Source organism: Antricoccus suffuscus, assembly GCF_003003235.1.
GTDB lineage: Bacteria > Actinomycetota > Actinomycetes > Mycobacteriales > Antricoccaceae > Antricoccus > Antricoccus suffuscus.
On sequence record NZ_PVUE01000014.1, the window covers coordinates 39,720 to 62,363 of the forward strand.

Below are 22,644 nucleotides of genomic sequence, written 5' to 3' on the forward strand. Positions count from 1 at the left end.
CCATGAGAGACAGTCCACGCTCGGGCTGCCCTATCAACGCCGCCGTGGAGGCGTTCGGCGACCCGTGGAGTCTGATCGTGTTGCGCGACGTCATCTTCGGTAACCGGCGCTACTTCAGAGATCTGCTCGCTCGGTCCGAGGAGCGCATCGCCTCCAACATACTTTCCAGCCGACTCAAGTCACTTGTCGAGGGCGGACTCCTCAGCAGGGCGGACGCGCCGCGCGGACACAAGATCGCCTATAGCCTCACCGAGGCTGGCATCCAGACCGTGCCGATCATGGCAGCGCTTGGATCGTGGGGGCTACAGCATCGTACGACGACGACAGAATTGCGAGTCCGCGCCGAACTCCTTCAGGACGGGGGTCCCGAACTGTGGGTCGACCTCATGGACGAGCTACGAGAATTGCATCTTGGGACACCACGACCGACCACTACCAAGCGCCGCGCGTCGGAGCGGCTTCAGCAGGCCTATGACGACGCGGTCGCCAACAGGACAGTCAACTGACGATGCAACATAACGCATTTCATGAAGAGTACGAGGTCGCGACCCAGTCGTTTGGATCGCGGCCTCGCCTCCGTCTACTTCCCGCTGCGCGTGGGCGCGGTCTTGTCCATCCACATATTCATGACGTGACGGTAGCCGTACTCCGGCTGCGGGTAGATGTCATGGATATAACCTGCATATAGCGTGAGCTGATTATACTGATAAAGCATTACCGGATTCATCACGTTGCTAATGATGTACTTCTGAATCTCCTTCAGTTCGGCAATGCGCTTGTCGGGATCAAGAATCTTGCGCTGATCGATAATCATCTGGTCTAGTTTCGGGTCATCGATGTTGTACCAGTTGCGCGGTCCGGTCGAGTAATACAGATTCATCAGGTAGTCATCGGCCGTTAACCCTGGCGTCTGCAGACCGGATCCCATCTGGTAGGTCTTGTTCGGCCAGCTCTTGGTGATGTAGGTCGCGTAGTCCTGCACGTCGATTTTGGCCTTGATGCCGATCTTCGCCAGATCTTGCTGAATCCACTGAGCCTCGTTGACCACCGCCTCGCCGTAACCTGTGGTCGTCATCATCGACGTCTCAAATCCATCAGGATATCCGGCCCCGGCGAGCAACTCTTTTGCCTTCTTCGGGTCGTACGGCTCGAGCGGGCCAAACTCCTTTTGGGACAGCGCGCCGGGAATGCTGCTCGCAATCGGGCCCATGAGCTTGCCGCCGGGCCGTACATTTTTCATCATCCCTTCGCGATCGATTGCCATCGCAATTGCCTTACGCACACGGATGTCTTGAAACGGCTTCTCGCCCATGTTCATGAATACAAAGACAGGGCTGCCGAGCTCCTTAGACAAATAGACATCGGGGTTTGTCTTCAGCACTGAATTTACGGTCTGCATATCCGAGATCGTGGCGACCACGTCCAGCTTGCCTGTTCGGAATCCGGCAATAGCGGCTGCGGTGTCTGGAATGAAGTCATATTCGACGCCGTCGAGGTAGGGCTTCCCCGCTACGTAGTAGTCCGGATTCTTGACATAGTTTCGAACCTTGCTCTTTACCCATTGCTTCAGAATGAAGGGACCGGTGCCAATTGCCTGCTCGGCCATGTTGAACTGACCAGTCGTGCCCTCACACGGCAGCATCCACAGGTTGTTGCCCGCCAGCTTGTAGGCCAGGTCGGGATAAGGGCTATCCAGATGGAAGATCACTGTGTAGTCATCGGGTGTCTCCACTGATGACACAGCACTCACGTCAGCCTTCTGGTGACCTCGTTCTTTAATTGCTGAGATCGTGCAGGCGACATCCTTCGAAGTGAACTCGCGGCCGCTGACGGGCGCGACGTTTTGCCATTTCACGCCTTTGCGAAGGTGAAAAGTCCACGTCAGACCATCCTTGGACATATCCCACTTCTCAGCGAGATCACCTTCGAGCTGGTCTGTGCCGTACGGGACGTCTTTGCCGATCTTGTAGTCAACCAGCTTGCTGTAGGTGTAACCGATAGCAAACATGGTCTGGAACGACGAGTCTTTAATCGGATCAAGCGACGGCGGGTCGGATGGGGTCGGAATCCGCATGACACCGCCGGATTCCGGAGGGCCGGCGTCCTTCTGCTGATTGACATTCTTGTCGGTCTTGTCGCTGCTACTAGCTCCGCTAAAGCAACCTGCGGTCAGAAGAAGCGTGGCTGCGAAGATTCCTAGCAACCGAGCCGCTCGTGAATTCAAACTGTGCACCGTTGAACCTTCCCTTTAGCATCGGGCACGGCTCATCGGCCGCGGTCAAGGTGAAATGTCGTACTAGAATTCCGTTTCAGGACACTAGCCCTCGGCGCTAGCCATGTCAACGCTCAAGCCGCACTCGCGGGCGTATCATCGTGCACTCGTAATGAATAGATCGCAGGTATATAAGCGATCCGCGAGGAAGTTAAGTATTAGCACACGGGCTGCATATATCTTCCTGGCGCGCTGCGCCACGACCCCTATTCGCTGCGGCCGGAAGACTCGATAGCCAAGGAGCAAGTCGCCCGCTATTCGCGAGGACGAAGTGCAGTCAGGGCCATGCGGGCAGCTGCGGCAGGTCGTCGGACTGCGGACGACCGATCAGCCACGCCAACATCTGGGACGGCGGAAGGTCCGGCACTTCCACGCCTGGGGCTCGCTCGGACAGCAGCGGCAGCTCGGCTTCGAGTGTCTCTTCGACAAACGCAGGATCCCAATCGTCGACCGTGTAACCGGTCCCGAGGTCCACGTGGTGGATCTCCAGCTCGCGCCATCGCATCAGCGGCAATGACGCAGCAGTGACCGGGCGCCGCCACGGAATTTCCACCGAGAGCGCAGCGTCGGTCAGCCGGCGCAACTCAGCGATGGCTCGAGCGCCGCAATATTCCAAATCTGCAGCCAATAGCGCCACCGGTCGTTCGGCACCGTCCTCGATCGCGCTATTGCGTGCTTCTTGCCCGCCCGGATACATCTCGGTTTGCGCGGGACCACCAAGGACCGACCTAGTGATCCGGGTGATCGCATCGGCATTGCGGCACACGTGCGTGATGAGATGGCCGCGTGTCCAGTCCGGGAGTAGCGACGGGGCATGTGCGTCCCGCTCTGAGAGGCCGCGCACTGAGGCGTTGATTGCGGCCTGCGACCGCTCGACGGCGTCGGTGACCTGCACATGAGACAAAGGCATGCGACCACACTAGCGTGGCTACGGTGCGGCATGCCTAGTTGCGCTCGTCGACTCGATAGCGACGCGCCGTCGGTGGTTAGACTCCGGAGACCTACGGCGTACCGAGAGGGATGACATGCGCAACGCGATCACCGAGCACACGCTGAAGACCGCCCGCCACACGACGGGATATCTGCAAGCCGGCCCTGAAGAGGGTCCTCTGCTGATCTTCTGCCACGGCTGGCCCGAACTGTCTCGGTCCTGGCGCCATCAGCTGCCGACACTCGCCGCCCTCGGGTTTCGTTGTATCGCACCGGATATGCGTGGCTACGGACGATCCAGCGTGTACGGCGAACACTCCGACTACCGGCAAGAGCTCATCGTCGCGGACATGCTCGAGTTGGTCGAGTCGACCGGACGAGACACGGCCGTGTGGATAGGGCACGACTGGGGTTCGCCGGTCGTCTGGAATGTCGCCGCGCATCATCCCGAGGTCGTCGCCGGGATCGTCTCGTTGTGCGTTCCCTACCTACCGCAGGGATTCACGCTCGACGGGCTGGTCGACTACGTCGACAGAACTATCTATCCCGAAGACAAGTACCCCGCCGGACAGTGGGACTACCAATACTTCTACGAAGAGAGCTTCGAGTCCGCCAGCGAGGCATTCGACGCGGACGTCGCAGGCGTCGTCAAGGCACTCTTTCGGCGGGGCCGCGCGGACCAAGTAGGCGCTCCCGCACCGACCGCGACCACCCGTCGCGATGGGGGCTGGTTTCGCGGTGGACCCGTACCCGACATTCCGCAGGACTTCGATGTCATCACCGAACAGGACCTCGCGGCGTACACCGCCGCGCTGCAACGCAACGGGTTCTTCGGCCCTGACTCCTGGTACATGAACCACAGCGCGAACGGTGACTACTCGAAGAAGGCCAAGCATGGCGGGCGGCTTGAGATGCCAGTGTTGTTCCTCCACGGCCGCTACGACCAGACGTGCGAGACCGTCAACTCGACGCTCGCCGACCCGATGCGCGGTGCCTGCCCGAACCTGACTGAGGCGATCGTGGATTCTGGCCATTGGATGGCGCAGGAGCAGCCGGTCGCGGTGAACGCCGCCGTCGCCAAGTGGCTCGCGACCGAGCTGTCCAGCATGTGGCCGGCGCCGTCTGATCCGGCTCAGTAGCCCGTTAGCTGGAAGGCGACGTAGGGTCTCTGGACTAGGTGAATACCTTGCCGGGGTTGAGGATTCCGTGCGGATCCAGAGCCGCCTTCACCGCGCGGTGCATCTCCAGTACCGCAGGCGATAGCTCCCGACGTAGACCATCCATCTTCAGCAGGCCCACTCCGTGCTCCCCCGTCACAGTTCCACCGAGGTCGAGTGCGTCTGAAACGATGTCCTCGAACGCCGCCTGGGCACGTCGGCGCGCGTCCTCGTCGCCGACGGGAGTGATCAGCAGCGGATGCAGGTTTCCGTCTCCGGCATGCGCGATATTGGCAATCTTCGTATTGTGCCGAATGGCAATCCTCTCGATGCGGGCGAGCATCTCCGGCACGTGCGCCTTCGGTACGACGATGTCCTCGGTCAGCACCGGGCCCAACCGTTCGAGCGCCGGGTAGGCCAACCGCCGCGCCGCGAACATCGCCTCCGCCTCGTCTGCGTCGGTTGACTGCGCGGCCCACGTCGCGCCGGACTGTCGGCAACATTCCAGTATCGCCGTTGCTTCCTCGTCGCCGGCCGCACCCGGAACGTCGCTACGGGCAAGCAGTACCGCGTTGGCATCGACCGACAGACCCATGTTTTTCCACGCATCGACCGCCTCAAGGCAATGCCGGTCGACCAGTTCTAGCGCGGCCGGCGTGAGGCCCGCTTCGGCGATCGCGCGCACCGCACGTCCGGCATCGACGACCGAATCGAAATAGCCCGCAACGGTCCGCGAGGCGGTCGGCAGCGGCCGCAGCTTGACGGTTACCTCGGTGACGATGCCAAGCGTCCCTTCCGAGCCGACCATGAGCCCGGTGAGATCGAAGCCCGCGACACCTTTCGCCGTACGACGCCCCAGGCGCACGATCTCGCCGGTTCCGGTCACGACCTCCAGCGCAAGGACGTAATCACGGGTAACGCCGTACTTCACGCAACACAGGCCGCCCGCGTTGGTCGCCACGTTGCCTCCGATGGTCGACCACGGCGCGCTGGCAGGGTCCGGCGGGTACCAGAGTCCATGGGGTGCAACGGCCGCCCGCAGGTCGTCATTCACCACGCCGGGTTGTGCGACGGCGAGCCGTTCAAGCGGATTGATCTCGAGTACGTTGTTCATCCGCTCAAGCGAGAGTACGACGCAGCCATCGATCGCGTTGGCGCCACCAGACAAGCCGGTACCCGCGCCGCGTGCCACTACCGGTGTACGACAGGCGATGCACGCTTGCACGACCGCCTGCACCTCGGCGGTGTTAGTGGCTCGTACGACGACGGCCGGTATGCCGGATGGTGCCCATTCGGCGTCGTCCGCGCGATAGCTCTCGATGATGTCGGGATCAAGAACTATCCGGTCGGCAGATAGCGCCGCCCGCAGCGCGGCAAGGAGTTCAGAAGGCATGCTCCGACCCTAGCCCGCGGCCGGACGCATCGGATTCATCGGACTACTTCCCGAACGTATACTCTCAGTGTAGAGTCTCGATGCATGACGGTTCCCTTAGCGATTCTGGGCCTACTCGAACGCGAGCCGAGCCATGGCTACGACCTCAAACGCGACTACGACACCTTCTTCGGGCGCGGCAAGCCACTGCCGTTCGGGCAGGTCTACGCGACCTTGGGCCGGCTGGCCCGTGATGGCAAGGTGATCGCCGCCGACGCCGAACCGGGCGGCGGCCCGGACCGCAAGCGCTACGTCATTACCGAGCAGGGCGTCAGCGAAGTCGAGACGTGGTTGGCCGAGCCCGTCGCGCCCGAACCGCATCTGCAGACCGTGTTATTTGTGAAGGTCGTCCTGGCGCTGATGTCCGGCCGCGACGCCGAGAACTATCTCGACACACAACGCGCCGCGCACATGCAGCGAATGCGGGAGTTGACTGACCTACGGCGTACTGGCGGCATGGTCGACGCACTGCTCGCCGACCACGGACTGTTTCACCTCGAGGCTGACCTGCGGTGGATCGAGCTCACCACGGCTCGCCTGGATCAACTCGCCAAGGAGATCAAGCTATGACCGTCGTGCCCGCATCTGATTTAGCAACAAGGTCGGATACCGCGCTTGAGGCTCGTGAGATCTGTTTGTCGTTTGGGCAGACGCCCGCGCTACGAGGTGCCAGTGTCTCGATCTCTCGGGGCGAGATCGTGGCGGTGATGGGGCCGAGCGGGTCGGGAAAGTCGACCTTGTTGCATTGTCTGGCAGGCATTCTCACACCCGATAGCGGCGAGATTGTGTTCGCCGGCCGACGTCTCGACACTATGACCGAGAACGAACGAAGCGCCGTACGACGAGATCGGTTCGGCTTTGTCTTCCAGTTTGGGCAGCTCGTCCCGGAACTGACGACAGAGGAAAACGTCGCGCTGCCGCTGTTGCTCAGCGGTGTACGGCGTACCGAAGCATTGCGCCGCGCTCGCCCGTGGTTCGAGCGGCTCGGTCTGCGCGGCATGGAACGGCGACGCTCCGGCGAGCTGTCCGGCGGAGAAGCTCAACGAGTGGCGCTTGCCCGCGGACTCGTCGCTGCGCCCGAGGTGTTGTTCGCGGACGAGCCGACCGGGTCACTCGACTCACTCACCGGCGAACAGGTCATGGAGCTCATGGTTGGTGCCGCGCGCGACCAGGGCACGACCGTCGTACTCGTCACGCATGATCCACGGGTCGCCGCGTACGCCGACCGCGAGATTAACGTCCGGGACGGCAAGGCCGCCGCCATCGACCAGGCCCGCCGGTGATCCGGCTCGGCGCACGACTGACGATGACCGGTGGGCGCGAGGCTATCGCCCGGCTAGCGCTCATCGCCATCGCCGTCGCTATCGGTGCGGGCCTACTGCTCACCACGATCGCAAGCCTCAATGCAGTCCACACCCAGAACGATCGATACGCGTGGCTGGAGACCGGTTTCGTCGCGCAGGCAGCGCAGTCGGAGTCGACGACCGATCCGTTGTGGTGGGAGCTGCAGCCGGACTATTACCAGGGCCAGCTGATTGGCCGAGTCGATCTTGCAGCCACCGGTCCGGACTCCCCTATTCCTCCAGGCATCAAAGCGCTCCCTGAGGCCGGCGAATTCTACGCCTCGCCGGCCTTGGCCGAACTGTTGGCGGCTACCCCGGCGGATCAGCTAGGCGACCGATATCCGGGGAAACAGATCGGCACGATCGGGGCGACTGGGCTGCCCTCACCGGACTCTCTCATCATCATCATCGGTCATAGCGCTGCGGACCTGTCCCAGAGCGGCCATGCACGACAGGTCTCCAGCATCAGCACGACCACTCCGGCCGAATGCGATGGAGGATGCGCCGCCCTCGTAGGCATCGACTCCAACGGCATCACGCTCATTCTGTCGGTCGTCGCCGTCACCTTGCTGTTTCCGGTGCTGATCTTCATCGGCGGCGCGACCCGCTTGTCCGCGGCACGACGAGAGCAGCGCTTCGCCGCAATGCGGCTCATCGGCGCCACTCCGAGGCAGATCTCCGTCATCTCGACGGTCGAGTCGTGCATCGCGGCCGCGGCCGGTGTACTGCTGGGCCTCGGGCTGTTCTACGCCTTCCGACCGATGCTGGCGTCGATTCCGTTCACCGGGACTACCTTCTACACCAGCGATCTGTCGTTGACAGTCACCGACATAGCGCTGACCGTGATCGGCATTCCAGCCGCAGCTGCGATCGCGTCCCGCATCGCCTTGCGAAGGGTCAACATTTCCCCGCTTGGCGTCACGCGGCGCGCGACACCGCGTCCGCCGCGCGCGTGGCGGGTGATACCTCTGATCATCGGCATTGCCGCTCTTGGGTATTTCGCATACTTCACGGATATCGGCGCGAGCAAAGACACTGGCGCACAGGTTGCGGCGTACCTGTCGAGCATTCTGGTGATCATGGCCGGTCTCGTGATCGCCGGACCGTGGGTCACGATGGTCGGCGCCCGACTCATGGCAAGGCGCGCCCAACGTCCGGCAAATCTGATCGCCGGGCGCAGACTGGCCGATAACCCCCAGGCGGGATTTCGTGCGATCAGTGGACTCGTTATCGCGCTGTTCGTCGGCAGCTTGATCATCGGCGTGATCTCGACCATCGTTTCGAACAATGCTGCTGGCGCTGCAGACAAGATTGGATCGACCGCATCGGCGGGCACGCTTGTGTACCGGTTCAGCTCCGCGGATCCCGACGCTCTCGCCACGTCTGTTCCGCCCGCTCTCCTGGACGATCTGGCCGGGATCCCCGGTGCGACGGGGGTATCGGTCCTTCGTCGTGTTGCAAGCGCGCAACCAGGGCCCGGGACAAGTGTCGTCTCGTGCGCTCAACTCGCCGGTACGCCGGCCTTCGGACGTTGCCCGGCGGGGGCGGAAACGGTGAAGATAGATACCAACTACGGTGGCGCGGTCGTCGAGCAAGGATCCACCATGGCCGACACCGTGTGGCCCGATGCGGGGCTGTCGGTTTCGCAGCTGCAGAGTCTCCCGATCAGCACGATCGCGGTCGGGACTGACGGGACGAGTGCTGCCGTCGAGCGGGCGCGCACCATACTGACCCTTGAGTTCCGCGAGAACACCGCGTTTCCTCCGCAAACCCTAGAAGAGTTCAAGGCGCGGGCCTCGAAGATGCTCAACGACTATCAACAGTTGGCCAACGTCGTACTACTCATGAGCTTGCCCATCGCAGGGTGCAGTCTCGCGGTGAGCGTCGCCGGCGGACTCGCTGATCGCAAGCGTCCGTTCAGTCTCTTGCGCCTCACGGGCACCCCGCTCGCGCTACTTCGTCGCATCGTGGCTCTCGAGGCCGTCGTACCGCTGTTGCTCTCGGCGCTAATCGCAGCGAGCGCTGGATTCCTGACCGCCTTCCTGTTCCTCCGCGCGCAGATGGGCCAAACCCTGCAGCCGCCTGGTACGTCGTACTACCTACTCGTCGGCGTCGGGGTCGTCATCTCACTCGCCGTGATCGCCTCGACGTTGCCGCTGCTCAAGCGGATGACCGGACCCGAGACAGCACGCAACGACTAGCCGTCGAACCGACTACTTCGTCGGGAGGTCGCCGACGGCGAGTGCCTCGACAGGATCGAGGAAGGTTGCCTCAATCGAGGCCGTCAACGAGCCGTCGACCTCGGAAGCCGACCTCGCAGCCACCCAGTCCGGATCGACTTTGAAGTCGGACCAATTCTTGGCCGGATCGCCTTCGTGCCAAAGAAGATAGACCAGCACCGACGGGTCGTCCTCGCGCAACCAGTAGCCAACGCTATGCATTCCGTGCCGCGCAAAGATAGCCAGCGTGTGGTCGGTGAACCGCGCCAGCAGGGCGGGCATCTTGCCGTCGGATGCACGGTAGGTCCGGAGCTCAAACTTCACGGGTGCCTCAATTCGTCATAGTGCGCATCAGCTCCACGATCGCCGGTGCGCCGATAGGTTTGGTCTGAAGCCTATCCTTACGGCACGCCGGCATTACTAAAGCGAGCCTGACAAGGACACCGACTCATGGCCAAACTGATCTTCAGCGCGATCACGTCGCTCGACGGATTCATCGAAGACTCAACCGGTAACTTCGACTGGAGTATGCCCGACGAAGAGGTACACACCTACGTCAACGACCTCGAACGCTCCGTCGGCACCTACCTCTATGGGCGGCGCATGTATGAGGTCATGGTCGCGTGGGAGACGTTCGAGGACGCCGACCTCGCACCGTTCGCGGTGGACTACGCGCGGATCTGGCGCGCCGCCGACAAGATCGTCTACTCGTCGACGCTGCAGGCGGCATCCAGTGCGAATACCAGGATCACGCGGACGTTCGACCTGTCCGCGGTTCAGAAGTTGAAAGACACGGCACAACGAGACATCAGCGTCGGAGGACCCAATTTAGCGAGTCAAGCCCTCAAGGCAGGGCTCGTCGACGAATGCCACCTGCTGCTGTCCCCTATCTCTGTTGGGGCAGGCAAACCAGCGCTGCCAAACGATTTCCGAGCCGAGTTCGAGTTGCTTGACGTACGCCGGTTTGGTAACGGCGTGGTCCACCTGCACTACCGGACGAGGACGTAGACGGGGTCTTAGACTCCGTCACATGGATCTCGCTCGCCGAGTACGACGGGATCATCGCCAGAGGCGGTAGTCCCGTCGGCGAACCGCGCGTGCTCGGCGACACGGTGCGTTTTGCGTTTGTCTGCGATCCGGATGGCAACCACATCGAGATTAGCCAGCGCGCGTCATTGACGGGAAGTCTCTGACGCTGGGACAAGAAACCACAGAAGCACCATCCAGACACAAAAGTTGGGACCCAGCCAGGCTCGGCCGGGTCCCAACTTTTGGTGCGAGGTGTTTAGCTGTCGGCGTAGCCGTTCTGGTCGTAGTCGGTAACCACGGTGTCGGTGTACTGGTCGCCGTCGGTGTCGATCTCGTAGACGTCATCGATGCCGTCGCCGTTGGTGTCATAGCCGATCTGGTCGGCAACCCCGTCGCCATCGCTGTCGTAGTAGGTCCCGCCGTCGGAGCCGGTCGCAGGGGCGGCGCTGGCGGACGGAGCGGTCGAGGCGGAGTTGCCGCCTTCGTACTGGTTGGCGTACGGCGTGGCCGAACCAGAGTCGGCGATGCCGTCCTGGTTGTAGTCGGTCACCGTCGTATCGGTGTACTGGTCACCATCGGTGTCGATGTTGTAGACGTCGTCAATGCCGTCGCCGTTGGTGTCATAGCCGACCTGGTCGGCAACCCCGTCGCCGTCGCTGTCGTAGTTGGTGCCGCCAGCGGGCGTGACATCGCCTTCGGCGTAGTAGGTGCTGTCACCGGGAGCAGCAGGATCGGCGTACGACGCTTGCGTCCCGTCGGCGATGCCGTCCTGGTTGTAGTCGGTGACGACCGTATCGGCGTACTGGTCGCCGTTGGTGTCGATTTCGTAGTAGTCATCGACCCCGTCGCCGTTGGTGTCATAACCAACCGAGTCTGCAACGCCATTTCCGTCGATGTCGAAGTAGTCCATGATGTTCCCCTCGCAGGTGTGGATGTCCGAGTTTGTGGTTTAAGTCGTAAATTCAGGCCGTGCAACATAACGGACGCACAGGGTTCTCGACCAGGTTCCCTAAATCCCGAAGAAGTCTCAAGACTTTTCCGAGAATGACTCAGAATCAGCGGCGACGGCCGCCACTCCCACGCGTAGATACCGGGGGCACCATGAGGCTGGTCCCGACGCCGCGAGGTTACGACCAGGACAACTCGTCCGGCCCGGGCCTGCTGGAAAGTACGCCGAGCTCCTGAGTGCATCGCGTCATCGCGACGTACAGCGCGTTCCAACCCCGTCGCTGCGCGATGACAGCGTGCGGCTCGACGATCAGGACGGCATCGAACTCCAGCCCCTTTGATTCGGCCGGGGTCAAGATCGCGACTTCAGCATCCACGTCTTCGGGGAAATCGCGCAGTTGCGAACAGGTCGAGTCTGCACCTATCACGGCGATCTGCCCGCCGCGGTAACGGTCGGCCATCTCCCGGACCGCGCCAATGGTGTCCGCTCTTAGGCTTACCTCGCTGACGAAGCGTCGCCACGGCTGCACCCCGTTGGAGCGCACGGCGCGAGGTGGCGCGACCGTGCTGCCCGCTGCGGCGAGTACCGGACCAGTCCGTTCCATGATCTCGTGCGGCGTGCGGTAGCAGATCGTAAGTTCGCCACGTCTGAAACGGCGCCCGAACGACGGTTCGAGGGCCGTGTCCCAACTTGCCGAGCCGCCCGGCGACTCGGTCTGGTTGACGTCACCGACGACGGTGAAGGAGCGGGTCGGGCATCGGCGTACCAGCATCCGCCATTGCATCGCGGACAGTTCCTGAGCCTCGTCGACGACAACGTGCCCATACGTCCAAGTGCGGTCGGCCATCGCTCGATCCGAGAGCGTCTCCGAGTCACCGACGGTGTCAACTGCGGACGGCGTACCGACCAAGTCGGCTACCTCGTCCAACAGCGCGACATCCTGCTCCGACCAGTCCGACGTATTTTCCTTCTGGATCGCACTTCTCTGATCCGGAGTCAGTTCGGGCGCGTACTCCGCGAGAAGGGCTGGCGACGACAGCAGTTCAGCGAGCACTCGCGTCGGCTCGAGGACGGGCCACAACTGGTCGAGCGCTGCGCTTACCTCCCCTGAGTGAGCGAGGTCCTGACGAAGAGCCGAGATATCGGCGGCGGTCGCGACGCCGTCGACGTCCACACCATCGCTGTCGACTCGCGACGGGAGGGCGTCATTCCCACGTGCCATCGCCGCGTCTACCCTGCTCAGCACGTCTTCAAAGCCGGCCTCGACCGTGCTGAGCATCTGCTTGCTGTGCTCGACCACCTGTCTCGTCAAGAGGTCGATCATGCGGAGCCGGAATGCGGCACGCGCGTCGTAGTGGCTGGTACCCGCGGCTCGCGCAGCCGCTAAAGCTTCGGCGACCTGCTCCTGGTCGAGGGACACCAGATCCTCACCGTGATGCACCTCGACCGTCGTGAGAACGGGGCTGCGCGCCTCCACGACGCGCCGGAGGATGACTGCCCACACCGCGCGACCCTTGATCTTCGCGACCTGCGCGTCATCGGACCATTTCGCATCGACGCCAGGCAGCAACCGGTCAACGGTGCTGGCGACGACTTGCGTTTCGCCAAGTGACGGCAGCACTTGCTCGATATACCGCAGGAATGTCGGCGACGGTCCGACTACGAGAACGCCGCGTTCAGCCAACTGCGGATAAGTGAACAGCAGGTACGCCGCGCGATGCAGCGCGACTGCGGTCTTGCCGGTCCCGGGGCCGCCCTGTACGACGAGGCAGCCGCCGTGTGGCGCCCTGATCACCTCATCCTGCTCGCTTTGCAGGGTCGCGACGACATCGCCCATCGCGCCAGTTCGTCGAGCATCGAGCGCCTCTAACAGCGCCGCTTCGCCGACCAAGTCGCCACCGCGATCGTGACGATCGAATGCTTCGTCATCGACGCCCAGAACCGCGCGACCCTCGGTGCGGATATGACGACGGCTGCGAAGTCCTTGAGGGCGGGCCGCGGTCGCGGTGTAGAACTTGCGCGCGATGGGTGCCCGCCAGTCCACCAGCAACGGATCCGCCGAATCGTCCTCCCCCGGCAGGCCAACCCGACCGATGTGAAGGCGGACGCCGTTGAGCTCCTCGATCCGGCCAAAACACAAACCGCTGTCCGCGCGGTCCAACTCCGTTCTGCGTCGTACGAGCCCGGTAATCCGCGCCGCGGCCTCGGGGCTGTCGTCGATACCCGCCTGCTGTAGTTGCGATCGGACTTCATCGAGCAAGATCTCTCGACGGGCAAAGAGTCGGTCAAGGGTGTTCTGCTCGCGGGTTACTTCTTGGTGCAGGGCGCTGTCTTCTTGGCGGAAGGCGTTGGCGGTGGTGCGTGGACTGTTCGACATCGCGTCCTATCGTACGTTGTACGGTTATCTGGCACGGCGTCCAACGCACAACGAATCGAGTTTGTTCCGATGCCCCGAAAATCCACTCGCACGGCCGATCCGGCAGCCCTCACGGAGCTGCTGTGGTCGCCGGCGACGTCCGTCGGCCGGTCCGGCGTGACGCTGGCGGCGATCACCGCAGCGGGAGTCAGGATTGGAGACGAGGAACGACTCGATGGGGTGACGATGCGCCGGGTCGCCGAGGCGGTGGGGGTCGCACCGATGACGCTTTACAGCTACGTCCCTGGCCGGCCTGAGCTCCTTGAACTGATGCTGGACTCGGTCGCAGCCACGACGTACGCCGGCCGACCCAAGCCCCGCGACAAACCCGACTGGCGCGCCGCGATGGAGTACGTCTCCGAACGCAACTGGGAGCATGCACTCGCGCATCCGTGGACGGTCGAGGCGCCCCCCGGGCGGCCGATCCTCGGTCCCGGAGTGTGCCTCAAGTATGAGGATGAGCTAGCAGCGGTCGACGGTATCGGCCTTACCGACCAAGAGATGGACCATTTGATCACCACGGTGATAGGCATATCGGCGTCTGCGGCGCGGTGGCGGATCAGCCTAGACCGCATCCGCGCCAACAGCGCGCTCACCGACGATGAATGGTGGCGACTGAGCGAGCCAGTCTTATCCGAGTCCGCGCGCGGACTGGACCTGCATATCTCAACGCGGGTCGGGGAGTCCATGTCATCGGTGGGCGAACCTCACGTGTCCATGCGCTTTGGGCTCGCCTGTCTGCTGGACGGCGTCGCTAAGCGGATCGCCCGCTGACGCGCTAGTCCCCCGCGCCACATCCGCCTAGTACGGCGATAATCAACGAGAACACTGCCCGAGCAGTTTCAGCGCACCTTGACGAGGGGTTACCAGATGAATCAGATCCTCACCGACGACCTACTTGAACGCATTCGCGGCCGGGCCGCCGACTACGACCGAGACAATGCATTCTTCGACGAAGATCTCGCCGAACTCATTGAGACCGGTTATCTCACCGCTCTTGTGCCCACCGAATTCGGTGGCCGCGGACTCACCCTCGAGCAGCTGACCCATGAGCAGATGCGGCTCGCCGGCGCCGCGCCGGCGACGGCATTGGCGGTCAATATGCACCACGTGTGGACCGCCGTCGCACGCGCAGTCAACGCTCGTGGCGATCACTCTGCCGACTTCATCCTCGAGGAGGCAGCCGCCGGCGAGATCTTCGCGTTCGGCATTTCCGAGCCAGGCAATGATCTCGTCCTGTTCGGCTCGCAAAGCGAGGCGCGTCCCGACGGCGACGGCGGCTTCTCCTTCTATGGCACCAAAATCTTCACGTCCCTCTCCCCTGCCTGGACGCGGCTTGGCACGTTCGGCGCTGACACCAGCGGCGACGATGGGCCTCAGTCGGTGTTCGGTTTCATCACCCGCGACGGCGGTGGGTTTGAGATCAAGCAGGACTGGGACACGCTGGGCATGCGCGCCTCGCAGTCGTGTACGACGATCCTCGACGGCGCGCACGCGCCGGCAAACCGGATTGCGCGACGGCTCGCTCCGGGCCCGACGATGGATCCATTCGTATTTGGCATCTTCGCCAGCTTTGAGATTCTGCTTGCTTCGGTGTACACCGGGATCGCGCAGCGGGCACTCGACCTAGCCGTCGAGACGGTGCGCCACCGTACGTCGTTCAAGAACAAGGGTGCGCCGTACTCCAACGACCCTGACATTCGTTGGCGACTGGCCGATGCGGCGATCTCGCTCGACGGGATATTTCCCCAGATCGCGGCTGTCGCCCACGACATCGACAACCTCGTCGATCGTGGACCGCGATGGATGCCCCAACTGTCCGCGGTGAAGTCTCGCGCTACCGAGGTCGCGTTGTCCGTCGTAGAGAAGTCGATTCGCGCGTCCGGTGGTTCGTCGTACTTCAATTCGAACGAGTTGGCGCGGCTCTACCGAGACGTGGTTGCTGGACTATTCCACCCAAGCGACGACGAGTCGGTGCATGGAGCGTGGGCTAATGCATTGCTTGGTCCGGTCGCCCTTTGACCGGCCGACGAGGACGCAATTGCACGAAGCCGGATTCGTAGGCGGCAATGACCGCTTGAACGCGATCACGGACGCCTAGTTTTCCGAGGATCCTGGCTACATGTGTCTTTACCGTCGTTTCGCCAAGGACCAGCTCGCTGGCGATCTCGCTGTTCGACTTCCCGTCTGCGAGGAGCCGCAGCACGGTCTGCTCGCGAGCCGTCAGCCTCTGTAACTCGGGCGTCTGGTCGCGTTCGAATGCCGGATGTTGCACGAAACGTTCGATGAGCCGCCGCGTGATTGCCGGTGCGAGCAGCGACTCGCCGCCGGCGACGACTCGCACCGCGTGCACGAGTTGGTCACGCGGCGCGTCTTTCAACAGGAATCCGCGCGCGCCATCGCGCAGCGCCTGGTACACGTACTCGTCGGAGTCAAACGTTGTCAGCACGAGGATTGCTGATGTGGTGTGCGCTGCCGTCAGCCGCCGTGTCGTTTCGAGGCCGTCCATGACCGGCATCCGGATGTCGAGAAGCACGACGTCCGGCCGCAACGCGGAGGTCAACGCCAGCGCCGCCTTGCCGTCGCCAGCCTCACCCACCACCGTGAGATCCGGTTCGAGGTTGAGCATCAGCTTGAAAGCGTCGCGAATAAGCTGTTGGTCATCGACGAGAAGAATCCTAATCATGCTGGACTCGGGCTCTTGGGATCGCCAGCTCGCTCGGCGGGAAGCCGCGCTATGACGGCAAACCCACCGTCGGCGCGTGGACCGGCAGTCATGCTGCCGCCGAGCAGTTCTAGTCGCTCACGCAGCCCGCGTAGCCCGTAGCCGATGCCCTGCTGCGCTGTACATTCCGTGCCGGGCGAGTTCCCGATCTCCACGACCACGTCGGTCCCATCGCGCCGTACGGCGACATGAGTCGACACCATTCCCGCGTGTTTCATGACGTTTGTCAACGACTCCTGCACGACGCGATAGATCGTCAGACCGTACGCCGGGGACGGAACGAGAAGATCACTTTCGATCGACCTTGTCACCGGGAGCCCGTTAGTCTCGGTGCGGTCCAATAACGCATCCACATCGAACAAACCTGGCGCCATGGCCGGAATATCCTCGGCGCCAGTCCCATCGTCGTCGTACCGCAGCATGTCGACCATTGCGCGAATCTCGGCCAGCGAGCCACGGGCTGTCGAGTGGATAACGTTGACCGGCTCCTTCGCCAGATCGGGCTCGCTTTCTAGGGCAGCGCCGGCAGCGTCGGCCTGCACCGCAATCACGCTCATGCTGTGTCCCAGCACATCGTGAAGCTCACGGGAAATTCGAAGCCGCTCCTGGGCAACGGCAAGGCGCGCAGCATCCTGTCCGTGTTGGTGCATGTAGACGATGCGCTCGCGCCAGACCCTCCCCGCTCGTCCTAGCAGCCAGACGCCGCCAAACACCAGCACGATAAACAAATAGTCCGGTCCGCGCACAAGCCATTCGCCGACGAGGAGCGAGGCCACCAGGACCGCGCCGGCCAGCGCTGCCCATTGCTCGGAGCAGTACGACGCCGTCGAGTACATCGCGATGACCAGAGCCGCCAGGGACCATTGCGATCCCGGAGCCTGTGCCAGCGACGTTTGAAAGAGATCCGCGGCCGCACATGCGAAGGCCGGTACGAGCGGGAACCGACGTCGCCAGGCCAACGAACAGGTCATGACGACGGCAGTCGGGACGGTGACTATGAGTGGCCCTTCGTCCGGCTTGCCGGCCAGTGTCGAGGTAAATGCGATCGCCAGCATGAATACGCCCAGCGCGATGTCGGGGCCGAGTAGCCCGCCGAGCCTCAGTTGCCGCCATGCAGCAACACGCGTGCGCATGTCCATGATCTTAGATCGGTCGGGCCCCGTCGTCGTCCTCCCTTTGGCGGACACCCGCACCAGAAGTTGGCCCTAGCGGAGGACGCGACCGAACCGGTTCCGGAGTGACGCTGAGACTCCAACAACCGCTGAAGGAGACTTCGATGTACATTCCGTGGCTCACCCGAAATATTGCCGCCGGCAGCATGCTGACCGGGGCAGTGGCGCTGGCCGTTGGCAACATCCTGCCGCTCGTGAATCATCCGGCCGACGACAGTTTCGCCGCCATGCTTGCGATGGTATCCAGCAGCCCGTCGCTGTGGCTGTTCGCCGCCATTCTGGCGATCGCGGGACCGATCCTATGGCTGCCAGGTATTCTGGCGACCGCTCAAAGCGCGCAGGATCGCGGCCGTCGTCTGACGTCGATCGGTTCCATCCTTATGGCCGTCGGTTTGGTAATCGGCGTCGGGCATTTCGCGTTGTACTTCGGTGTACTCGGTTCGGCAGTGTCCGGCGGTCTTCCTCTGGACGCGGCACAAAAGATGACTACCGCCGAAGACAGCTACATCGTGGGCAGCGTGCTGCTCTGGGCGTTCCTCGTGGGGCTGACCGTCGGGGTTCTCCTGCTTACGCTAGGAATGCGGATGTCGCAGTCGGTCCCGATCTGGGTCCCGGTCGCGGCGCTCGTCTTCGTGCTCAGCACCTTCTTGGGCGGTCCGGTGGCGACCCTCGTCGGCGTAGCGGCGCTGCTTCTCACGTTCGGATCAATCGCCATTGCATTGTTGCGAACTACGCCCGCGGGGGCCACCGCGACCGAGGCTCGCATGCTGGAGTCAAAGAGGCCGGTCTCGCCATAACGAACGCAAAAAGAATGAAGTCGCGTTAGCGCCGGGGACAATGCGATGATTCCTTCAACAATTGTGGAGGGCCCTACTTGTCATCAGTTCCACTCAGCGAGGAGGTCGTCACCGCGCGACTGCGCGCGGCTGGCTGCGTCTTCGCTGAGGAGGAGGCGCAGATGCTGCTAGCCGAGGCTGGGACGCCGGCCGACCTGGTGGCCATGCTCGCTAGCCGCGAGTCGGGCGCGCCGCTGGAGGTCGTGCTGGGCTGGGCGGAATTCTGCGGTCTGCGAATCTTGGTCGACTCAGGAGTGTTCGTGCCCCGTCGACGCACTGCGCTGCTCGTCCAGGAGGCCATCGCGCTGATAACGCCACACGACGTCGTCGTCGATATTTGCTGTGGCTCAGGCGCAATCGGCGCGGTACTCCTGAAGCGGCAACCCCGCATCGACCTCCGCGCCGTGGACAACCACGCCGCCGCCGTCCGCTGCGCCCGACGCAACTGCGGTCCAGACGGACAAGTGCTTCTGGGCGACTTGTACGAACCGCTGCCGGTCACCTTGCGCGGCCGCGTCAACCTCATCACCGCGAATGCGCCGTACGTCCCCACCGACTCGATCAGCACGATGCCGCCTGAGGCTCGCCTCTACGAGCCGATGGTGGCACTGGATGGCGGGCCCGACGGGCTCGACATGCAGCGCCGGATCGCAGGCGGAGCACCAGAGTGGCTGGCTCCTGGCGGATCGCTCATCATCGAGACCAGCAGACAGCAGGCACCACGGACAGCCGACCTCGTACGCGCCAGTGGCATGCAGGCACGCGTCGTACGATCGACCGAACTTGACGCCACCGTCGTCATCGGCGCTATGTCAACCTTTGCGCGTTAGCCCGGGCCGCTCGTACCGACGGGCTACCCCCCGCGACGATCGCTGGTAGAAGGGGTTCAATAGGCCGTATGAGGGCAAGCACTCAAGATGTCTCATACGCCAACAAACAGCTCGGATTCGCCCGCGGCGCTCATCTGTTGCGAGTGAGCCTGAGTTACTCACCCGGTACGACGTTGCACTTCGAGAGCTATGAACGGACGAACCGGGAGTTCGAAATCCGGCTCGCCAATATCGAAATCACGCACGGCACAGGACATGTGTGGCCCAGCGCCGATCACGATGATGCGCACCAGGCCGGCCAGCTCTGGCGCGGGGACTCGCAGGCAGGTGACGCGGCCGCACATCTGATTGCGCTACTCCGGGCTGGACCAGTGCGGGGTGCGGTCGCGAGTACGGACGGCATACTCGCGATCACGTTTGCGAACAAAGCGCGGATCAGAGCCCTGCCGGAAGATAACTACGAAGGTTGGGAACTTGACGGGCCGAAGGGTCTGAAAATAATCAGTTGCCCCGGCGGTGAGCTCGCGATCTGGACGTAAGCGGCAGGTATGGTCGCCGGGTGACTGCGTCCAGCTTCTACGACCTCGACGTCCGCGCGGCCGATCGACTCGGTCGCCGCGCCGGGGTGCTCCTCACCGTGAATCGCCCCGCACGGGTACCCGAAGAACTCCTTCACGCCGCATGTTCCGCGCTTCTGAGCAACGCCGCCCCCGAGTCCTGCCTGGATGTCGTGGTGCGTAGTCCGGTCGCTGATGTTCGCGACCGGGAGCTATTTGCGAACCTACGGTTCGCCGACAAGGCGGAGATCGACGCGGCCATCGCGACCTATCTCGGTCGGCACGGCTACGACGCCACGCCATTTGGTGCGTTCTGTGCACTCACCACCGCTCGCTACGTGTTGCTACGGAACGGCTCGACGCCGGCGGTTCTCACCGCGCAGGACATCATCTTCTGGCGACATCACCTGCACCACGACGATCGGCATGTGCTGGACGATCTGTCCGGTCTATACCGGACCTGGATAGACTGCCGCGCGCAGCGGCGGTCTATCGACGCGACAATTGCCCGGTTAGGGGACGCGTGGCTGGGCACTCACCCATCGGTCCCCATGGTCGACTTCAACTGACGTGAGTCACGGAGAATGGGGTATGGACTCAAGATCGTCGCGCAACCACGACCGTCAAGCAACAATGAGCGGAGACACCGATGGCGCAGGATGCCGTTACGCCACCGAGCCTCGTCGCTGACTGCGGAAGCTGTTTTGGCCTGTGCTGTGTTGCACTGCGACTGGATGAGTCCGCCGACTTCCCCGTCGACAAGCCGGCCGGCGAACCGTGCCACAACTTGCAAGAGGATTTTGGCTGCGCTATTCATGCGCGCCTGCGCCCCACGGGATGGAAGGGCTGCACGGTCTTCGACTGTTTCGGCGCCGGGCAGCAGGTCTCGCAGGTGACGTTCGCCGGTGTTTCCTGGCGCGATGCTCCCGAGATCGAACACTCGATGTACGCCGCGCTACCGGTCATGCGTCAACTGCACGAGATGCTCTTCTATCTACACGACGCGCGCAGAGTCTCGCCCGACGGTGCGTTGGCGGCGGCGTACGACGAGACGGTCGCGCACACGGCCGATCCGCCCGAACGACTACTCGCGCTCGACGTCACGGCGCTACGTGCTCGGGTCTCGCCCCTGCTGCGCAGTGCGAGCGCGGCGTATCGACGTACGGTCCGGCGGCGCCTCTCCAACGTCGTACCGCGCAAGGTCCATCCTGGTGCAGATCTGATGGCCGCCGACCTCCGCGGCATGGACCTGCGCGCTGCCGATCTACGTAACGCCTACCTCATTGGCGCCGACCTCCGCAGGAGTGATCTGCGCCACGTGGACCTCCTCGGCGCGGACCTGCGCGACGCCGATCTACGCGGGTCAGATCTCCGCGGGGCGATATTTTTGACCCAGCCTCAGCTCAACGCAGCGGCAGGCGACGCCAGCACCGAGATTTCGCCGGCACTGGTACGACCCTCGCATTGGATTGAACGCGGCGAATTCGCACCGGGTTCGGCGGAAATCTAGCGTTTTTAGCGGTAGCGTCGGACGAAGTAGTCAGCGTGCGTCGGTATACAGGCCCGTCGCCGGAGGTATCTGGTTACATCGGCCATGGTCAACCGGTATACTCGCAGGTTGAATACACTATTGCTCCTCGTCGATGGGTGGTGTCCGATGAGCCCTGTTGCGTCCGCGAGTTCGGCACGCTCGCAGTCGATGTCGGATCTTCATCGTTGGGCTCTCGAGAGCGCTCGCTATCGCTCGGCTAACTCCGACGCCCACGCGGCAGTACGTGAGCTGAGCCGTCACCGTGAGCGTGCGACCCGTCAACAGGACGAAGTTCTCGGCGGACGGGTGGCCCTTGATCGTCTGCTTGTCGACGACGAGCCCGATCATCGCCTGCGCGTGCAGAAGGTCGTCGACCTGCCGCTATTACAGAACAAGCTTGTTCAGATCGCGCAACGCACCCGTCACGAACTGCTCAGTCTGCACTCCGGCGACGCGCCGTCCGAGGAAGCGTTTGTATCGGCGCAACGAACCGATCGTGAGCTCGTCGATCGCGGTGTCCGGCTCCGGATCGTCTATCCGCTCGAGTTCGCGCAGCTGCCCCGGGTCCGCGACTACACCGAGACCATGCAAAACCATGGCGCCGAGTTTCAGTTCGCCGATGCGGTGCCCTACCGGATTATCGTATCCGATGCGGCGCGCGCGGTCGTGCCGATCGTTCGCGGCCACCGCAGTGAAGGCGCCATCATTACCGGCGAACCGGCACTCGTCAGTGGTTTGCGTCACCTCGCCCGCGGCATCTTTCGCAGCGGCCGCAACCTGCGCGATATCGATCTCGGCGCGGCCAGTGGCCGTCCAACCGAGCTTGAGCTCGAGGTCATTAGGGCGATGAGTCTAGGGTTGGCCGACGATGCCGCTGCGCGGCGACTGGCGGTCAGCGAACGCACTTTTCGCCGCTACGTCGCCCAAGTCTTCGAGCGCCTTGGCGCGACGAGCCGATTCCAGGCCGGCGTGCGAGCCGTGGAGCGCGGCTGGCTCTAGGCCTGCCTATACACGGTTTTCCGATACAAAGCAAGACTTTGATTCACATTGGCCGGAATAGGACAAGTCCGGCCAAGGAGATGGCACAAGGTGGTCCCGGTAGGTTTTCATAGACACACGCCGGTGAACCGCCACTCCCCCCGTAAGCGGTTGATCGTCGTGAGGACAAGCTAGAACCGTAGACGACAAAAAGGATCAGCCATGAAGCGACTCATCGCAGGAATCTTCGCGATCGCGACCGTTTTCG

At 63.1% G+C, this 22,644-nt stretch carries 22 protein-coding genes; 14 read left to right on the forward strand and 8 right to left on the reverse strand.

The genetic code is table 11. The annotated features are described in order from the left end of the window. Positions 1-2: 2 nt before the first annotated feature. Complete coding sequence (locus tag CLV47_RS15245) at positions 3-506, forward strand: winged helix-turn-helix transcriptional regulator (protein WP_106349926.1); 504 nt, start codon at positions 3-5, stop codon at positions 504-506. 74 nt (positions 507-580) lie between these two features. Here the strand turns inward: CLV47_RS15245 and CLV47_RS15250 are convergent, their stop codons facing one another. Both CLV47_RS15250 and CLV47_RS15255 read right to left on the reverse strand, forming a co-directional pair. Beyond that, positions 581-2,233 (reverse strand): ABC transporter substrate-binding protein, encoded by a 1,653-nt coding sequence (locus CLV47_RS15250; RefSeq protein ID WP_146135398.1) that lies wholly within the window; start codon positions 2,231-2,233, stop codon positions 581-583. Positions 2,234-2,549: 316 nt separating this feature from the next. After that, positions 2,550-3,182, reverse strand: coding sequence for a maleylpyruvate isomerase family mycothiol-dependent enzyme (locus CLV47_RS15255; protein ID WP_106349928.1), 633 nt, complete (start codon positions 3,180-3,182; stop codon positions 2,550-2,552). A gap of 115 nt (positions 3,183-3,297) precedes the next feature. On the opposite strand from CLV47_RS15255, the gene CLV47_RS15260 reads away from it, so the two are divergent. After that, positions 3,298-4,341 carry an alpha/beta fold hydrolase gene (locus CLV47_RS15260; RefSeq protein WP_106349929.1) on the forward strand — a complete coding sequence of 348 codons (1,044 nt, stop codon included), beginning with the start codon at positions 3,298-3,300 and terminating at the stop codon, positions 4,339-4,341. A 34-nt stretch (positions 4,342-4,375) separates the two neighbouring features. On the opposite strand, the gene CLV47_RS15265 is transcribed toward CLV47_RS15260, so the two are convergent. Then, positions 4,376-5,752 (reverse strand): FAD-binding oxidoreductase, encoded by a 1,377-nt coding sequence (locus CLV47_RS15265; protein ID WP_106349930.1) that lies wholly within the window; start codon positions 5,750-5,752, stop codon positions 4,376-4,378. An 84-nt stretch (positions 5,753-5,836) separates the two neighbouring features. Between CLV47_RS15265 and CLV47_RS15270 the strand changes: the two genes are divergently transcribed. Genes CLV47_RS15270 through CLV47_RS15280 form a run of 3 tightly spaced genes read left to right on the forward strand, consistent with a single transcriptional unit; the run spans position 5,837 to position 9,335 of the window. Then, positions 5,837-6,361: a PadR family transcriptional regulator gene (locus CLV47_RS15270; RefSeq protein WP_106349931.1), complete on the forward strand. Its 525-nt coding sequence runs from the start codon at positions 5,837-5,839 to the stop codon at positions 6,359-6,361. Then, entirely contained in the window at positions 6,358-7,074 is a 717-nt protein-coding gene (locus CLV47_RS15275; protein ID WP_106349932.1) for an ABC transporter ATP-binding protein, read from the forward strand. The genes CLV47_RS15270 and CLV47_RS15275 overlap by 4 nt, the downstream gene beginning before the upstream one ends. A 23-nt stretch (positions 7,075-7,097) precedes the next feature. After that, positions 7,098-9,335 carry an FtsX-like permease family protein gene (locus CLV47_RS15280; protein ID WP_202862617.1) on the forward strand — a complete coding sequence of 746 codons (2,238 nt, stop codon included), beginning with the start codon at positions 7,098-7,100 and terminating at the stop codon, positions 9,333-9,335. A 12-nt stretch (positions 9,336-9,347) separates the two neighbouring features. On the opposite strand, the gene CLV47_RS15285 is transcribed toward CLV47_RS15280, so the two are convergent. Further along, complete coding sequence (locus CLV47_RS15285; RefSeq protein WP_202862618.1) at positions 9,348-9,677, reverse strand: NIPSNAP family protein; 330 nt, start codon at positions 9,675-9,677, stop codon at positions 9,348-9,350. A 126-nt stretch (positions 9,678-9,803) separates the two neighbouring features. Here CLV47_RS15285 and CLV47_RS15290 point away from each other — a divergent pair, with 126 nt between their 5' ends. Next, entirely contained in the window at positions 9,804-10,361 is a 558-nt protein-coding gene (locus tag CLV47_RS15290) for a dihydrofolate reductase family protein (protein ID WP_106349934.1), read from the forward strand. Between the two features lie 277 nt (positions 10,362-10,638). Here the strand turns inward: CLV47_RS15290 and CLV47_RS15295 are convergent, their stop codons facing one another. Then, complete coding sequence (locus CLV47_RS15295) at positions 10,639-11,292, reverse strand: hypothetical protein (protein ID WP_106349935.1); 654 nt, start codon at positions 11,290-11,292, stop codon at positions 10,639-10,641. Between the two features lie 217 nt (positions 11,293-11,509). Next, complete coding sequence (locus CLV47_RS15300) at positions 11,510-13,708, reverse strand: HelD family protein (RefSeq protein WP_106349936.1); 2,199 nt, start codon at positions 13,706-13,708, stop codon at positions 11,510-11,512. Between the two features lie 69 nt (positions 13,709-13,777). On the opposite strand from CLV47_RS15300, the gene CLV47_RS15305 reads away from it, so the two are divergent. Both CLV47_RS15305 and CLV47_RS15310 read left to right on the forward strand, forming a co-directional pair. Beyond that, the gene (locus CLV47_RS15305; RefSeq protein WP_106349937.1) at positions 13,778-14,521 is read left to right on the forward strand and encodes a TetR/AcrR family transcriptional regulator; all 744 of its coding nucleotides are present in this window, start codon (positions 13,778-13,780) and stop codon (positions 14,519-14,521) included. Positions 14,522-14,617: 96 nt separating this feature from the next. Then, a complete protein-coding gene (locus tag CLV47_RS15310; protein WP_106349938.1) occupies positions 14,618-15,769 on the forward strand; it encodes an acyl-CoA dehydrogenase family protein in 1,152 nt (383 codons plus the stop codon). Here CLV47_RS15310 and CLV47_RS15315 read toward each other — a convergent pair. Together CLV47_RS15315 and CLV47_RS15320 are read right to left on the reverse strand one after the other, a co-directional pair. After that, the gene (locus CLV47_RS15315) at positions 15,738-16,433 is read right to left on the reverse strand and encodes a response regulator (RefSeq protein WP_106349939.1); all 696 of its coding nucleotides are present in this window, start codon (positions 16,431-16,433) and stop codon (positions 15,738-15,740) included. The two genes, CLV47_RS15310 and CLV47_RS15315, sit on opposite strands and share 32 nt — an antisense overlap. Next, a complete protein-coding gene (locus CLV47_RS15320; RefSeq protein WP_170111104.1) occupies positions 16,430-17,605 on the reverse strand; it encodes a sensor histidine kinase in 1,176 nt (391 codons plus the stop codon). The genes CLV47_RS15315 and CLV47_RS15320 overlap by 4 nt, the downstream gene beginning before the upstream one ends. Before the next feature lie 143 nt (positions 17,606-17,748). On the opposite strand from CLV47_RS15320, the gene CLV47_RS15325 reads away from it, so the two are divergent. From CLV47_RS15325 to CLV47_RS15350, 6 genes are all read left to right on the forward strand, one after another. Continuing rightward, positions 17,749-18,441 (forward strand): hypothetical protein, encoded by a 693-nt coding sequence (locus CLV47_RS15325; RefSeq protein ID WP_146135399.1) that lies wholly within the window; start codon positions 17,749-17,751, stop codon positions 18,439-18,441. Positions 18,442-18,518: 77 nt separating this feature from the next. Further along, positions 18,519-19,310 (forward strand): putative protein N(5)-glutamine methyltransferase, encoded by a 792-nt coding sequence (locus CLV47_RS15330; RefSeq protein ID WP_106349942.1) that lies wholly within the window; start codon positions 18,519-18,521, stop codon positions 19,308-19,310. Between the two features lie 68 nt (positions 19,311-19,378). After that, positions 19,379-19,849: a DUF6188 family protein gene (locus tag CLV47_RS15335; protein ID WP_106349943.1), complete on the forward strand. Its 471-nt coding sequence runs from the start codon at positions 19,379-19,381 to the stop codon at positions 19,847-19,849. Between the two features lie 20 nt (positions 19,850-19,869). Further along, positions 19,870-20,436 (forward strand): hypothetical protein, encoded by a 567-nt coding sequence (locus tag CLV47_RS15340; protein ID WP_106349944.1) that lies wholly within the window; start codon positions 19,870-19,872, stop codon positions 20,434-20,436. A gap of 80 nt (positions 20,437-20,516) precedes the next feature. Then, the gene (locus tag CLV47_RS15345; protein ID WP_106349945.1) at positions 20,517-21,377 is read left to right on the forward strand and encodes a pentapeptide repeat-containing protein; all 861 of its coding nucleotides are present in this window, start codon (positions 20,517-20,519) and stop codon (positions 21,375-21,377) included. 147 nt (positions 21,378-21,524) lie between these two features. Next, positions 21,525-22,397: a LuxR C-terminal-related transcriptional regulator gene (locus CLV47_RS15350; protein ID WP_106349946.1), complete on the forward strand. Its 873-nt coding sequence runs from the start codon at positions 21,525-21,527 to the stop codon at positions 22,395-22,397. Positions 22,398-22,644 lie beyond the last annotated feature (247 nt).